We start from the raw sequence: 16,734 nt of genomic DNA on the forward strand, positions 1-16,734 counted from the left end.
TCTTTTTATATCCAACCCTTTTCTTCCGCAATTGTAATTGCCTCAATTCTATTTTTCGCATCGAGCTTCGCTAATACTTCAGAAATATAATTACGTACTGTACCCGGCGAAAGATAAAGTGCCTTCGCAATTTCGTTTGCCGTCTTTCCTTCTTTCGCAAGCAACAATACTTCCTTTTCGCGATCTGACAACGGATTTTGCTCCTGCCATAAGCCAAACATTAAATCTTGGGAGACCTCTCGTTTCCCCTTCATTACATTACGAATTGCTGCCGCTAAATCTTCACTTGGGCTATCCTTTAATAAATAGCCGTGCACACCAGCTTTCATTGCTCTTTCAAAATATCCCGGCCGTGCAAATGTTGTTAAAATCATTACTTTACATAATGATTTTTCTTTTTTTAACGCTTCAGCAACATCTAATCCACTTTGAATCGGCATTTCAATATCCATAATACTTACATCTGGCTTTAACGATTCAATTAATTTTAACGCCTCTTCCCCGTTCGCAGCTTGCCCAATTACTTCGATATCATCTTCTAGATCAAGAAGGGCCCCTAATGCACCACGAAGCATCCGCTGGTCTTCTGCAATAATAATTCGAATCATGCCCTCACCTCATCTTTTCCTGTTCTAATAACAACTGGAACTTTTACCGTTAATAACGTCCCTGGATTGATTGTACCTAGTTCAACAAATCCATCAATAAGAGCAATTCGTTCTTTCATGCCGCGAATACCATTTCCATCATGATTTTGATCTGTTAAACCGATTCCGTTATCTTCTACTTTCAAAATCAGTTCACCTTGTGATTCTAATACAGAAACTGCGCACCGCGTTGCCTTACTATGTTTTACAACATTTGTAACGGCCTCACGTAAACACATCCCGACAATATTTTGTTCAATTGGTGATAACGAGCTCGATCTTGCTTCTTGCCTCACTTCTAATTCAATATTAGCTGCTTGTAAGATCGCTTTTATTTGCTCTAGCTCTTCTTCTACCGTAATCATACGCATATCAGAAATTAATTCTCTCAGCTGTTTTAAAGCTGTACGAGAAGTTTGTGTAATTTCCTTAGCTTCCGCACTTGCACGCTCTGGATTTTTCACAATTAACTTCTCAACGAGCTGGCTTTTTAAAGTAATAAGAGATAAGGTATGCCCTAATGTGTCATGAAGATCTCTTGCAATTCGCTGCCGTTCTTCACGTTTTACTAAATCTTTAATTTGCTCGTTCGCCTCATCTAATTGATTTCTTAACATCTTTTTCTGATTAAAATTACGCATACCAAATGGCGTAAGAAGCATTAAAATAAACATCGGAACGATATTTACTAAACTTGTAGTTGTTATTTGATTCATATTTACAAATAAAAATGCTCCAAGCATTATAACTAACAAGCATAACAGCACTCGAAATACTTTCTTATTTGGCGCAAATCCCATCGCACTTGCTGTGAAAAAGCCAAAAAATATCATAAAAGGATTATAAAATAAAGCAAATAAAAAGATGAGTACCATTTGAATACACGCCCAAAAAACAAACGTCCTCTGAACAAAATAAAGCTGACGGTATGTGACGATAAAAATTATCAACATACCGCTTCCTATTACAAGCTTCCATCCTGATGCCTGCGCTAAGTGATAAATTGGAAATAATAGATAAACAAACCACATATACGGGAAGAATCCCATATGTTTCGGAAAAATCTCAATCCTCTTCTTCTCTATCATTTATACCGCTTCCTGTCTTTTTCTTATATATATTGATACTACAACAAACATAAGGAAATAACCTCCTAATACCGCGATATTTTCCCATCCAATTGATTTTCCAGCTACAATATCCCACGCACCGCTTCCGAAGTGGTATGTTGGTGTCCATTCACCAATTGTTCTTAATATTTTTGGGAATACTTCAATCGGCATCCATAACCCGCCAACTATAGCTAAACTCATATTTAAAATATTTGCTAAGCCAGCAGCTGCGTCCGCCTTCTTAATGGAACCTATTACTGTTCCTAATGCTAAAAATGGTGTTACCCCTAACAATAACCATAATCCCGCACCAATCCATTGCCCTACCGTTAACTCAACATGATTAATTAGTATCCCTGCTATAAAAATAACTAATATTGAAAAAGCATTTACTACTGTTTGTGCAATAATTTTAGCAGTTATATACGCACCCTCTGGAAGTGGTGTGATTTTCAAAAGATGTGTCCATCCTTGTCCTCTTTCCTGAGAAAGTCTCACACCGAAACTAAAGAGTGCAGTCCCTACAATACTGAAAGTTGCCATCGAAATTAAATAGTGTGCTTTCCACGCATCTCCGTTTTGTGGTACTTGAACAACATTTGTAAAAATGTAGTAAAACATAACAGGCATTAATAATGAGAAAAAGATAAATAATTTATTGCGGAATGTACGTAAAATTTCTATTTTGCATTGCATCCATAATGCTCTCATGCGATTTCCTCCTTCTGATTTGCGACAAACTGTTCGAATGCTTCATCAAGACTTCCACGTTCAACTGAAACATCTGTTACAGGTAAACTCTTTTGATAAATGGCTTTTAAAGTTGCATCCGTATCCTCCGTTGTTAAAATGAAGCGTCCTTCGCTTGACTTTACTTCTGTTACATTTGGTAATTCCTTTAGTAATTTTGTAGGAATACTTTCCTTCGAGTAAAATGTGATTGTTTTTCGCGAAATCGTCGCTTTCATTTCGTCTGGTGTACCATCTGCGATAATCTTTCCGTTCGCAAATAATAAGATACGATTTGCTAAAGCATCTGCTTCTTCTAAATAATGCGTCGTTAAAATAATTGTTTTCCCTTCACTTGCTAACTTTCGAATCGTTTCCCAAAACATTCTTCGAGACGTAATATCCATTCCGACTGTCGGCTCATCTAAAAATAACAAATCTGGATTTCCCGCAAGTGCAAGCGCAAAATTCAACCTTCTTTTTTGCCCACCTGATAACTTCTCACATCTTTGCTTTCGCTCTGATTCTAAATTTGATAACTGCAGTAACATTTCTTTCGCTATAGGATTCGTATAATAACTACGGAATAACTCGATTGCCTCTTCCACCGTAATACTATCAATGACACTTACTTCTTGCAGCATCGCACCGAGGCTATTACGAACATCTCTATGCTTTGGACTCTTTCCAAATATAAAGACCTTACCTTCTGTCGGATCCTTTAATCCAAGCATCATCGACATCGTCGTTGTTTTCCCCGCACCATTCGGACCAAGTAACGCTACTATTTCCCCTTTATTTACATGAAATGAAACATTATTTACTGCGTTTTTATGTTTAAATGTTTTAGAAACACCATTTACTTCAATAATCTTTTCCATCTCTCCACCCCCGCTGTTTCTTATATTTACATTGTATTACTTGGAAAACTTAGGAAACAGTATGATGCGTCATGACATCGATATGACAATTGTCATGTATTCTTTATGAGAGGAATCAAGCTGCATACCGCAAGCAAGTAGCAGGACGAAAATAAACATGATACAATCGGTTAAGATATATATTCGAGGAAGGACAGTGGTTTTCATGATTATTCGTAATGAACAAGATTTAGAAGGCTTACGAAAAATCGGCCGCATCGTTGCGCTTGCACGTGAAGAAATGAAAAAAGAAGCGAAGCCAGGTATGACAACGAAAGAGCTTGATTTGATCGGTAAAAAAGTATTAGATGAGCATGGTGCTATTTCTGCACCTGAAAAAGAATATGATTTCCCAGGTGTAACTTGCATTAGTGTAAATGAGGAAGTTGCTCATGGTATTCCAGGAGATCGCGTATTAAAAGAAGGCGACTTAGTAAACGTCGATGTATCTGCTGCACTTGATGGCTATTATGCAGATACAGGTATCTCATTTGTTCTTGGAGAAGACGAAGCAAAAGAAAAGCTTTGCCAAGCAGCAGTTGATGCATTTTGGGCAGCAATGAAAAAGGTTAGAGCTGGCTCAAAACAAAATCAAATTGGTCGTGCTGTTTCAAACTTCGCACATAAAAGTGGATACAATGTTATTCAAAACTTAACTGGTCACGGCATTGGTCTTAGCTTACATGAAGCACCAAATCACATTTTAAGTTACTATGATCCAATGGATAATGCGCTTCTAAAAGACGGTCTTGTTATCGCTGTAGAACCGTTCATCTCTATGAAAGCTGATCATATTATTGAACGTGGTGACGACGGCTGGACATTCGTTACACCTGATAAAAGTCTTGTTGCACAATGTGAACATACCGTTGTCGTAACGCGCGGCGAACCAATAATTTTAACAGAAATCTAATACCAAAAACGGCTGTTTTGTAGATTTATTCCACATAAAACAGCCGTTTTTATTTTTGGTAAAATATGTGAACTATTGTTGAACTCTTTATCATTTAAGTATATAATCTTTAGCGGAGGTTACTTCAGCTTATCTTTACTAAAAAGATATTGTGACTACGGAGTAAAACACCTTCTTTCTTATTGTTTAAACAGTCTCAAAAATGACCGTAGTAACGTGTTAGTCGAATATTCTGTAATTCTTATATTTCTCTAACAATGTAAGAAACTATCATCTTTCAACTTCGGTCCACTAATCGCACAACTCTCTTTAGACAAAATAGATGACTATTTTCAAAGTACATATTGTCTTCATTCTGACCAAAACCAACCCTATCTAGATTTTTATTTCCACATAACTTTAAGGCAAAAATAAGCCTTCCAAAGGGATACACTACATTGGTTAGTATGTATCGTAAAACTTACCTTTATAACCATTCTTTTTTACTAGATATACATGAAAACTATCTCACATATAAAGGTCTGATATCATTCTTTATATCAGTATTTTTTTCGACATTTTTTGTCGAATTGTGTATATTTCCGCAGAAATGTGTAAATATACATTTTGTTTTACGTTAAATAATATTACTTTGAACATAATTCTGTTTGTCTGAGAAAGCGTATAGGAACGGAGGGATAACAAAAATAAATAGCTTATAAAAAATACTTTTAATATTCCATTTGTTCATGTGGAATAAGTCCCCAATGGACAAATGAATGTTCAGAGGAGGAAAAATGAAAAAACTTTTTAATGTATGTTTAATTGTATTCGTACTATTTTCGCAACTTGCTAGTTTTCCATACAATCAAGTAAAAGCGGAAACCTTAACAGGAGATTCCTTATTTGACACTGTTGAAATGAAAGATGCAACGAATCATATTATTGACGAAGCAAAAAATCCTAACAATTTAATAAAGATAGGATCAACCATTCAAGTAGAATACGCTTGGTCAATAAAGGATCAACAAGCTGCACACGCAAATGATACAGCAGTAGTTCAAATACCACTTGCATTAAAAGTATCTAAAGATTTGCAAGGGGATTTAGTAACAGATCAAAAAAATATTGGTCAATATTTTATAACAGCTAAAGATAATAAATTAAAATTAATATTTAATAATCAAGTAGAAAATTTGAAAGACGCTAAAGGAAAAATTAAAGTTGATACCGTGTTTAACTCAACTTTAAAAACTGGGGAAAAATCAGTTCAAATCGCTTTTCCTTTAGGAACAATGGTTCAGCCTATATCAGTTCCGGTTCAAGTAGAAAACTCTAAAGAAGATGGCACCAAACAGGATACTAATAAACAAGCGCAAGATCCAGTAGCTAAACCTGTTACTGACAATCCGGAGCAAGATCCAGCAACTAAAACTGTTACTGATAATCCGAAACAAAACCCAGCAACTAAAACTGTTACTGATAATCCGAAACAAAACCCAACAACTAAAACTGTTACCGATAATCCGGAACAAAACCCAGCAGCTAAAACTGCCACTGATAATCCGGAACAAAACCCAGCAGCTAAAATTGCTACTGACAATCCAGAACAAAAGCTAGCAAGCGCCCCTGCTGAGAATACAAATTCAGGTCCAAAGCAAATAACAACAAACATTTTAACCAGTGTAAAGTTGACGGATAAAGACGGAAAACCATTTACAGAGGATAACCGTCCAAGTACAGATTCCCCTGCCAATATTGAGTTTACATGGGAACTTTTAAAATCAATGAATGTGAAAAATGGAGATTACTATATTTTTGATCTTCCTAAACATTTTAAGATTTACAATACAATTAACAGTCCTTTATATGATAGTGAAAACCATCAAATTGGTAATTTCACTGTTACAAAAGATGGAAAAGTCACGATGACATTCAACGATTATGTTGAAGAGCATCCAGATGTTGCTGGTAACCTACAATTAAAGACAGAATTTAATAAAGCTGAAATTAAAGGTACAACAACACAAGAAATTCCTTTCCCGATTAAAGATAAGGATGTTTCTATTACAGTTGATTTTAAGCCTAATGTACAAACAGCTACGAATAAAAAGGGTTTACCTGATAGACCAATTAATACAAATGAAATTAATTGGAAAGTAGAGATGAACAAAACGAAAGACACCCTTAAAAACGCTGTTTTTAAAGATAACATTCCACAAGGTACAAGCTTAAATAAAGATTCTATTAAAGTTTATTATTTAGAAGTTGATGTTAATGGGAATGTAACGCGTGGTGCAGAAGCTGAGCCAACAGATTACAATATTATTTCATCAGATGGCTCAAAATTGGAGATTGCTTTCAAAGACTCTATCAATAAAGCATATCAAATCGAATATGCCACAAAGATTACTGATGAAAATATTAAAATTTTCCGAAATAACGTTACGATAACGAGTGATAATCAAAAGCAACAAAACGCAAGTTCTACTGTAACGGTTTCTCGTGGTACACACTTAAATAAAACAAGTAAATATGATCCAAAGACGCAAACAATTGAGTGGACAATTACTTACAATGGTGATCAAAGAGAGATCAAAAAAGCAGATGCGATTTTAAAAGATATTTTTGACGATACACATGAACTAGATGCAAATTCTATTGTTGTAAAAAACGCTTCATATAATGAAAAAGGAACGCTTGTAACAGGAGACGCTGTTAATAATTACAATGTAAGTAACAAGAAGAATGGATTCGATTTACAGTTTAATGATGATATTAATAGTGCTTATGTGATTACCTATAAAACCAAGCCAACCAATAAAGTTATAGAAGATGGAAAAGTAAAAAATAAAGTTACAGCTGATAATGATTCAAGTAAAGAAAATGAAGCTAGCTTCAAGCAGCAAAATATTATTAAATCTAATAATAAAGCTGAAACAAATTATAAAGACAAAACAACAACTTGGACAATTATAGTAAATAATAACAACTATCCATTAAGCAACGCGATTATTACGGACACCTTTGATCATGGTGGATTACAATTAAAAGATAAGAAACTAGAAATTAAAGACGGAAATTATACCCTTCAAGCTGGGACTGACTATGTTTTAGATGTAACAGATAAAGGCTTCAAAATTACTCTTATAGGCACGTATCAGTCTAATATGACAAAGACATTAGTCGTAAAATATACGACAGACTTTGATTATACAAAGCTAGAAAGTGGTAAAAATTCATTTAAAAATACAGGTAACCTTTCTTGGATAGATACGGATTCTAATCCACAATCAAATAAAGTTGAAGCTAATTTCGATCCTGATACTTTCACAAAGGCAAATGGTTATAAATACGGTTCTTATAACGCCCAAACGAAGGAAATTACTTGGATAATAGGCTTTAACTATAATAATGTTGAGATTAAAGATCCTTATGTTATAGACGTAATACAAGATAAACAAAAATTAGTGCCTGGATCCATTGAAGTGCGCGATATGATTCTAAATGGAAATCCTGATAATGCACAACCTGGTAATGCTGTACCAACTGAGAAATATGAACTTGAAGAACCTACAGAGAAAAATAAAAACACCCTAAAGGTTCATTTCAAACAATCAATTAATTCACCTTACTATATTATCTTTAAAACAAGCCTTGATGGTGAACTTATCCAAGGCACCTACAAAAACGAGGCAGATTTAAAAGATGGTTCTAAAATCGTAAACACCCTTACAGGTGACACTCAAGTAAATAAAGGTGGCAGCTTCGTTACTAAAAAAGCTGTGCAAGACGACAACTATATTAATTGGAGTATCGCAATTAACGAAAGCCAATCAACCATTGCAGATGCCGTTGTAACAGATGACCCAACCGAAAATCAGGTAATTGTGGAAGATTCATTCCACTTATATCCTACAACTGTTGATCCATATGGAAATTTAACAAAAGATACAGTAAACGAATTAAAAGAAGGAACAGACTATAAACTCAAAATAACAACAGACAATAATACCGGAAAGCAACATTTCGAAATTGCCTTCTTGAAAAAAATTGATCGAGCTTATATTTTAGAATATCGCTCACTTATTAATGCAGACGATAAAGAAAAAGTAAGTAATAAAGCGAAAATCACAGGCAATAAGTTGACAGTTAAAAACACAGAAACTACTGAAACGATTGAAGTGAGAATGTCTTCTGGTTCAGGCGGAGGATCTGCTACTAAAGGCCGTGGAAACCTTGAAATTATAAAGGTAGATAACGACAATAAGAACGCACTATTAGCTGGGGCAGAATTTACTTTATACGATCGTACAGGTAAAACTGTTATCCGTAAAATTACAACAGACAAAGACGGTATCGCTAAATTTAATAATTTAAAACGCGATAAATATTTATTAAAAGAAACAAAGGCTCCTGAAGGCTATGTAATTAGCTGGGATTTAAAACAAGGGAAAATTGTTGAACTTGGTACACAAGAGACTACAACATATAAACTTGCAAATAAGAAGTTTGTCGGTAAAGTAGTTTTAACAAAGTCTGATGACCTGAATAAAAACGTCACACTGCAAGGTGCCGTTTTCACACTACTTGATAAAGACAAAAAAATAATTTCAGAACACGAAAAATTAACAACAAATGATCAAGGACAAATTACTGTAGATAATTTAAAACCAGGAACTTACTACTTACAAGAAACAACTGCTCCTGAGCATTATAAATTAGACAGTACACCTATTCAATTCACAATCAAAGAAGATCAAACAACAGTAATAAACCGAACTGCAACAAACAGTTTGATTCCAGGATCGGCCATTTTAACAAAATTCGATAAAGATGGAAAAACTTTAGCAGGTGCGGAGTTCAGTGTACGCGATCGATATAACAAAGTAATTCGTGGATATGAAAAATTAACGACAAATGATCAAGGACAAATCGAAGCAAAAGATTTACGCCCTGGAGACTATCAATTTGTCGAAGAAAAAGCACCTAAAGATTACGACATAGATAAAAAACCAATTGAGTTTACAATTATAAAAAGTCAAAAGAAAGCACTTACTGTTACAGCGACAAATCACCTCATTAAAGGTGGTGTCACTTTAACGAAAGTCGATGATGTCGATGGCACTGCCCTTGAAGGTGCTGTATTTAAAATTGTCGATGCGAATGACGAGAAACAAGTAATTCGTGAAAATATAAAAACAGGTTCAGATGGAAAAGTTACCGTTAAAGATCTAGAGCCTGGTGCTTATAAATTTATCGAAACAGAAGCTCCTAAGGATTATACATTAAGTACAAACCCTATCGAGTTTACAATTGATAAAAGCCAACAAACTCTTGCTACTGTTACGGCAAATAACAGCTTAAAAACGGGCGAAGTTGAATTATTAAAAGTTGATGAGTTTGGTGAGAAAAAACCACTAGAAGGTGCAGTATTCAAACTTGTCGATACAAATAATAATGACGTTTCCCCTCACACTAACTTAACTACTGATAAACACGGTAAAGTTAAAGTTAGTAACCTACGTCCTGGTACGTATAAATTTATTGAAATAGCTGCTCCTGAACATTACGTTTTACGAGAAGAACCTATTGAATTTACAATCGATAGAAGTCAGAAAGAAACTCTACTTGTGAAAGCTGAAAATGCTTTAAAGCCAGGAGATGTTGAATTAACAAAAGTTGATGATATCGATGGTACAGCTCTTGAAGGTGCTGTATTTAAAATTGTTGATGCAAATGATGAAAAGAAAGTCATTCGCGAAAATGTAAAAACTGGTGCGGATGGTAAAGCTATCGCTACTGGCTTACGCCCTGGCGATTATAAATTTATTGAAGTAACAGCACCGAAGTATTACGACAAAAATACAAAACCAATTAAATTTACGATTACAGAAAGTCAAACAACTCAGGCTACTGTTACCGCTAAAAACAGCTTAACAAAAGGCGGTATTGAGTTAACAAAAGTGAATGCTGCAGATGAAAAGGAAACACTTGAAGGTGCAGTATTTAAAATCGTTAATAGAGATACTAATGAAGATGTTCGTACGGACCTTGTTACGAATAGTAAAGGAATGCTAGTTGTAGATGACTTACGTCCTGGTAACTATAAGCTTATCGAAACAAAGGCTCCAACTTATTACGATGTAAATGTAGAACCAATTGAATTTACAATCGAAAAAGGACAACAAAAACTCCTTCCACTTACATTTAAAAATAGTTTAACGAAAGGAAAAGTTAAACTTATTAAAGAAGATGATGTGGAAAGTAGTAAAGCTCTTGCCGGCGCTGTATTCACATTGCAAGATGCAACTGGCAAAGAAATTATGAAAGATTTAACAACAGATGATTACGGAGTATTAGTTATTCCTGATTTAGCACCAGGGGATTATCAATTTATCGAAACAAAAGCCCCTGAACATTATAAATTAGACAAAACACCTATTAAGTTCAAAATTAAAAAAGGTAGTAAGGAAGATCTTCCTATCCCTGTTACTGTAAAAAATAGTTTACTTACAGGTGGCGTCACTTTAACAAAAGTTGATGATGTTGATGGCACTACTCTTGAAGGTGCAGAATTTATAATCGTTGACGCTCATGATACTAAAAAGGTAATTCGCAAAGGTTTAACAACTGATAAAAACGGTAAAATTTCTGCTTCTGATTTACGTCCTGGAGACTATCAATTTATTGAAGTAAAAGCTCCAAAAGACTATACCTTAAGCAAAGACCCTATTCCGTTCACTATCGAAAAAAGTCAAAAAGAGAATATTACTGTTACTGCTACTAACAGTTTAAAGAAAGGTGCAGTAACATTAACAAAAATTGATGACATCGATCGTACGATGCTCGAAGGTGCAATCTTTAAGATTGTTGATATGAATGGTAAGGAAGTTCATACGAATCTTGTTACAGATAAAAACGGTAAAATTTCTGTTTCTGATTTACGCCCTGGAGACTATCAGTTCATTGAAACAAAAGCTCCTGAGCACTATGTATTAGATGAAACAACGATTCCATTTACAATTGAAAGAAGTCAAACGAAAGAGATCAATGTTACAGGCAAAAATGCTTTGAAAAACGGTAGCGTTGAACTAACAAAGGCTGACGATATTGATATAACTACAAAACTTGCTAACGCCGTATTTAATTTATTAGATGCAGACGGAGAGCTAGTTAAAGAAGGCTTAAAAACAAATGATGAAGGTAAAATTGTTGTTGAAAACCTACGTCCTGGTACGTATCAATTCGTTGAAACAATTGCTCCTGAACATTACGATTTAGATAAAAAACCTATCGTATTTACAATTAAAAAGAGCCAAACTGAAACTCTTCATATCACTGCTACAAATGCTTTAACAAAGGGTGCAGTTAAACTTTCTAAAGTAGACGATGTTGATGGCACTGTTCTTAAAGATGCAGTATTTAAAATTGTTAATATGAACGGTGATGTAGTTCATAAAGACCTTGTTACAAATGAACAAGGAATAATCGAAATTAACGACCTACGTCCTGGTGATTACCAATTTATCGAAACGAAAGCTCCTAAGCATTACGTTTTAGATGAAACACCAATCAAATTCACTATTGAAAAAGGACAGAAGAAAGCTATTTCTTTAACTGCTACAAATAGCTTAAAACAAGGTAGTATCGAATTACTTAAAGTTGATGATTTAAACACTCAAACAAAACTTGCTGATGCGGTATTTAATTTACTGGATCAAGATGGCAAAGTACTTAAAACAGATTTAAAAACAAACAGTGAAGGTAAAATCGTTATCGAAAACTTACGTCCTGGTACGTATCAATTCGTTGAAATAACGGCTCCTGAACACTATGATTTAGACAAAAAACCAATTATATTTACAATTGAAAAAAGCCAAAAAGATATTGCTACCGTTACTATGAAAAATAGTTTAACAAAAGGCGGCGTGGAACTTTCTAAAGTGGATGACGTCGATGGCACTACTCTTGAAGGCGCAGTATTTAAAATTGTGGATATGAATGGTACTGTAATTCGCAAAAATCTTGTTACGAATCAACAAGGTAAAATTAGCGTTTCTGACCTACGTCCTGGTGATTATCAATTCATCGAGACAACGGCTCCGAAACACTACGATTTAAACAAAGAGCCAATTCCATTCACAATTACAAAGAGCCAAGCTGATCCTATCTCCGTTACAGCTACAAATAGCTTAACGAAAGGCGCTGTGGAACTTTCTAAAGTGGACGATGTAGATGGTACTGCTCTTAAAGATGCGGTATTTAAAATTACTGATCTGAATGGTAACGACATTCATACTGAGCTTACAACAGATGTACATGGAAAAATTTCTGTTTCTGATTTACGTCCTGGGGACTATCAGTTTGTTGAAACGAAAGCTCCTGAACACTATAAATTAGATAGTACACCTATTAAGTTTACAATTAAGAAAAGCCAAAAAGAAAAGCTCCAAGTTACTACTACAAATAGCTTAACTGAGGGTGCTGTAGAATTAATAAAAGTGGATGATATAAATCCAGATACAAAACTTTCTGATGCAGTGTTTAACATCATCGATGCGAAAGGTAAAATTGTTCGCACTGATTTAACTACTGATAAAGATGGTAAGATTACTGCTACGAACTTACGCCCAGGAGACTATCAATTCATTGAAACGAAAGCTCCTAAGCATTACGATTTAAATAAAACACCTATTAGCTTCACTATCGAAAGAAGTCAACTAACTCACGCTTCTGTTACTGCTAAGAATGGCCTAACAAAAGGTGGCGTGGAATTAACGAAAGTTGACTCTATAGATAAGAAAGAAATGCTAGAAGGTGCGGTATTTAAAATTACTGATCTGAACGGTAACGACATTCGTACGAATTTAGTTACCAATAAAGACGGAAAAATCATGGCTAAAGACTTACAACCAGGAGACTATCAATTTATTGAAACAAAAGCTCCTAAACATTACGACTTAAATGAAGAACCAATTAAGTTCACAATCGAAAGAAGTCAAACAAAGCATGTCTTCGTTACAGCTATTAATAGCTTAACGAAAGGTAGTGTTGAGTTAATTAAAGTTGATGATGCCAAGCAAAACACAACACTTGAAGGTGCAGTATTTAAAATTGTTAATAAGGATGGACACGATGTTCGTACCGATTTAACTACTGATAAAAACGGCCGTTTAGTTGTGGATGAATTACCGCCAGGAGATTATGAGTTTATCGAAACAAAAGCTCCTGAACACTATGACTTAAACAAAACACCTATTAAGTTCACAGTTAAAAAAGGCCAAGAAAAAATCGCCTCTGTTACTGCTACGAATAGCTTAACTAAAGGCGCAGTTGAATTAACTAAAGTTGATAACATCGACGGTACTACTCTTGAAGGGGCTATCTTTAAAATTGTAGATATGGACGGCAAGGATATTCGTTCTGATTTAACTACTGATAAAGATGGGAAGATTTCTGTTTCTGATTTACGTCCAGGAGATTATCAGTTTATTGAAACGAAAGCTCCTAAGCATTATGACTTAAATCAAAATCCTATCAAGTTTACTGTTGAAAAGAGTCAAACTGCTAAAGCTTCTGTTACTGCTACTAACAGCTTAACTAAAGGCGCAGTTGAATTAACTAAAGTTGATGACATCGATGGTACTACTCTTGCAGGGGCTATCTTTAAAATTGTAGATATGAACGGTAAGGATGTTCATTCTGATTTAACTACTGATAAAGATGGGAAGATTTCTGTTTCTGATTTACGTCCAGGAGATTATCAGTTCATTGAAACGAAAGCTCCAACTGGCTATGATTTAAACATTAAACCAATTCCTTTCACAATTACGAAAGGACAATCTCAGGTTACCTCTGTTACAGCTTTAAATAGTTTAACAACAGGTGCAATTGAGTTAACTAAAGTTGATATTGATCACCATGGAACACTTGAAGGTGCCATTTTCAATATTTTAGACCAAGATGGAAAAATCATCCGAGAAGGTTTAAAAACAGACCAACACGGAAAAGTAATCGTAAATGATTTGAAACCTGGTAATTATCAATTAGTAGAAACACAGGCTCCTAAAGGCTATCAATTAGATGCATCACCAATAAACTTTACAATTGATAAAGCCCAAGCTACACCACTACAAATTACAGTTTCAAATAAAAAGATTGAATCTTCGTCAGGTGGAGATGACAAGCCAGTTACTCCTCCAAATAAAGAAGAAAACAAAGGCAATGAAACATCTGAGAAACACAAAAACGGAACTTCCGAAGAAACATCAAATGAAACAGATAACAAACAGCAAGGTGATCGAAATACGGATAAACACCTTCCAAATACAGGTCATAAAGAAGACCCTACACAAACAGTAGGTATCGTCCTTCTACTAGCTGGATTATTAAGTATTTTAGCTACAAAACGCAAAAAACATTATTAATAATGTTTTTACATCCAATCAATCTCTCAATTGATTGGATGTTTTTTTATACAAAAAGGACGATACATAAAGTATCGTCCTTTTAACGGGGTGAGGCTGCCCAAAAGTACGGAAAACCTTTGAACAGCCTCTTATTTTCATATGGATGCCTTACATATATCACTGATAATAATTATGAAATGCGGAAACATAATTACCATCAACTGATTCAAACATGAGAAATGAAACCCTACAGTGGTTCCATTTCTCTACATAATCTAAAGTTTGGGTACACTAGATTCATGCAATGTAGGAGCTTTCAGAGTAGAAAGCGAACCTTCGTTTAAAATGATAGCATACATATCTTCCTCAAAAATATGCAAATATGCATATTTTGTTTTTATTTATCAATGTCAGAATATTGAAAAATAAAAGGCGCGAAGGTAAAATAAAGTCATTATCCGTCTTCTTTTGTCAGTCACAGAGAATAGAAGAATAGGAGAGGAAAAAATGAGAAAATCATTGAAACAAAAAATAGTAAGCTCTTTGCTTGCTGTATCACTCGCTGTTAGCTTAGCTCCAATTGGGCAAGCAAAAGCGGATTCCACGTCAGAGGTTACACAAACTCCATCTATTACAAAACAGATTGATCCAAACCGCGCAATTGAACATGTTCGTTTCTTATCTGAAACAATTGGTCCTCGACCCGGTGGAACAAAATCCGAAGAATGGGCTTCTCGTTACATTGGTATGCAGCTTAAATCGATGGGCTATGAAGTAGAATATCAGCCATTTCAGGTGCCCGATCAGTACGTTGGATTCATTGAATCACCACTATCAATAAAACGTAATTGGCAAGCTGGTGCTGCTCCTAATTCACTAATTTCTACAGAAGCTGTTACAGCTCCCCTTATCTTTGTTCAAGGTGGGACAAAATTAGAAGATATTCCAAATGAAGTAAACGGTAAAATTGTTTTATTTGAAAGAGGAACGACAATTACAGACTATAATAAACAAGTTGAAAATGCTGTTAGCAAAGGTGCAAAAGGTGTTCTTTTATACAGTTTAATTGGCGGACGCGGAAATTATGGACAAACCTTCAATCCCCGCCTAACGAAAAAGCAATCTATCCCTGTCTTTGGTCTTGCTTATGCGCAAGGAAATGCATTTAAAGAAGAAATCGCTAAAAAAGGGACAACAATTCTTTCCCTAAAAGCGAGACATGAATCTAAATTAACATCTCTAAATGTTATCGCCACAAAGAAACCAAAAAAGAGTACCGGTAATGAAAAAGCAGTCGTTGTAAGTTCGCACTATGATAGTGTTGTCGGAGCACCTGGCGCAAATGATAATGCTTCTGGAACTGGATTAGTATTAGAACTAGCTCGTGCTTTTCAAAATGTAGAAACTGATAAGGAAATTCGGTTTATTACCTTTGGTTCTGAAGAGACTGGCTTACTTGGCTCCGATTATTACGTTAATAGTCTATCCCAAAAAGAACGCAATCGAATTTTAGGTGTCTTTAACGCAGACATGGTTGCAACAAATTATGATAAAGCAAAGAATTTATACGCTATGACACCTGATGGCTCTACAAACTTTGTAACAGATGCTGCCTTGCAAGCAGGTAAACAACTAAATAATGACCTCGTCCTACAAGGTAAATTCGGTTCTAGTGATCATGTTCCATTTGCTGAAGCTGGTATTCCTGCTGCTCTATTTATTTGGATGGGTGTCGATAGTTGGAATCCATTAATCTATCATATTGAGAAGGTATACCATACACCTCAAGATAACGTATTAGAAAATATTTCACCTGAACGAATGAAAATGGCATTAGACGTTATCGGAACAGGGGTTTATAACTCGCTTCAAAAACCTGTTACTCAAACTGAACAGAAAGCTGCTTAATCAATAAAAGACCACTGATTTTTATCAGTGGTCTTTTATTGAGAAAAAATATATATGCATAAAAGCATATTTTATCCTACTCATTATCGTATACAATATTAACTGTAACAATAT

The 16,734-nt window shown here is 34.9% G+C and carries 7 protein-coding genes; 3 read left to right on the forward strand and 4 right to left on the reverse strand.

What is annotated here, in order from left to right; all coding sequences use genetic code 11:
• Nucleotides 1–5: 5 nt before the first annotated feature.
• From ACO6VI_RS07380 to ACO6VI_RS07395, 4 genes are read right to left on the reverse strand one after another with little or no spacing between them, the layout of a single operon-like run.
• The gene (locus ACO6VI_RS07380) at nt 6–608 is read right to left on the reverse strand and encodes a response regulator transcription factor (RefSeq protein ID WP_023523574.1); all 603 of its coding nucleotides are present in this window, start codon (nt 606–608) and stop codon (nt 6–8) included.
• Nucleotides 605–1,735 carry a sensor histidine kinase gene (locus tag ACO6VI_RS07385; RefSeq protein WP_023523575.1) on the reverse strand — a complete coding sequence of 377 codons (1,131 nt, stop codon included), beginning with the start codon at nt 1,733–1,735 and terminating at the stop codon, nt 605–607. Before ACO6VI_RS07385 ends, ACO6VI_RS07380 begins: the two co-directional genes overlap by 4 nt.
• Complete coding sequence (locus ACO6VI_RS07390) at nt 1,736–2,470, reverse strand: ABC transporter permease (protein WP_071731525.1); 735 nt, start codon at nt 2,468–2,470, stop codon at nt 1,736–1,738.
• Nucleotides 2,467–3,369, reverse strand: coding sequence for an ABC transporter ATP-binding protein (locus tag ACO6VI_RS07395; protein ID WP_097961426.1), 903 nt, complete (start codon nt 3,367–3,369; stop codon nt 2,467–2,469). The genes ACO6VI_RS07390 and ACO6VI_RS07395 overlap by 4 nt, the downstream gene beginning before the upstream one ends.
• Nucleotides 3,370–3,526: 157 nt before the next feature.
• Here ACO6VI_RS07395 and map point away from each other — a divergent pair, with 157 nt between their 5' ends.
• The 3 genes from map (at nt 3,527) to ACO6VI_RS07410 (ending at nt 16,620) form a co-directional block, all read left to right on the forward strand.
• Nucleotides 3,527–4,321 (forward strand): type I methionyl aminopeptidase, encoded by a 795-nt coding sequence (gene map, locus ACO6VI_RS07400; protein ID WP_100910518.1) that lies wholly within the window; start codon nt 3,527–3,529, stop codon nt 4,319–4,321.
• A 776-nt stretch (nt 4,322–5,097) separates the two neighbouring features.
• Nucleotides 5,098–14,730: a SpaA isopeptide-forming pilin-related protein gene (locus tag ACO6VI_RS07405; RefSeq protein ID WP_422423084.1), complete on the forward strand. Its 9,633-nt coding sequence runs from the start codon at nt 5,098–5,100 to the stop codon at nt 14,728–14,730.
• Between the two features lie 489 nt (nt 14,731–15,219).
• Nucleotides 15,220–16,620: a M28 family metallopeptidase gene (locus ACO6VI_RS07410; RefSeq protein WP_001232223.1), complete on the forward strand. Its 1,401-nt coding sequence runs from the start codon at nt 15,220–15,222 to the stop codon at nt 16,618–16,620.
• Nucleotides 16,621–16,734: the final 114 nt, after the last annotated feature.

Source organism: Bacillus sp. PSXD-155, assembly GCF_049310765.1.
Taxonomy (GTDB): Bacteria; Bacillota; Bacilli; order Bacillales; family Bacillaceae_G; genus Bacillus_A; species Bacillus_A cereus.

What these genes read in the sequence shown, in the direction of transcription:
- ACO6VI_RS07410 (WP_001232223.1), top strand. Translation starts at nt 15,220, where the DNA reads ATGAGAAAATCATTGAAACAAAAAATAGTAAGCTCTTTGCTTGCTGTA.
- ACO6VI_RS07380 (WP_023523574.1), bottom strand. Translation starts at nt 608, where the DNA reads ATGATTCGAATTATTATTGCAGAAGACCAGCGGATGCTTCGTGGTGCA.
- ACO6VI_RS07385 (WP_023523575.1), bottom strand. Translation starts at nt 1,735, where the DNA reads ATGATAGAGAAGAAGAGGATTGAGATTTTTCCGAAACATATGGGATTC.
- ACO6VI_RS07405 (WP_422423084.1), top strand. Translation starts at nt 5,098, where the DNA reads ATGAAAAAACTTTTTAATGTATGTTTAATTGTATTCGTACTATTTTCG.
- ACO6VI_RS07390 (WP_071731525.1), bottom strand. Translation starts at nt 2,470, where the DNA reads ATGAGAGCATTATGGATGCAATGCAAAATAGAAATTTTACGTACATTC.
- ACO6VI_RS07395 (WP_097961426.1), bottom strand. Translation starts at nt 3,369, where the DNA reads ATGGAAAAGATTATTGAAGTAAATGGTGTTTCTAAAACATTTAAACAT.
- map (WP_100910518.1), top strand. Translation starts at nt 3,527, where the DNA reads ATGATACAATCGGTTAAGATATATATTCGAGGAAGGACAGTGGTTTTC.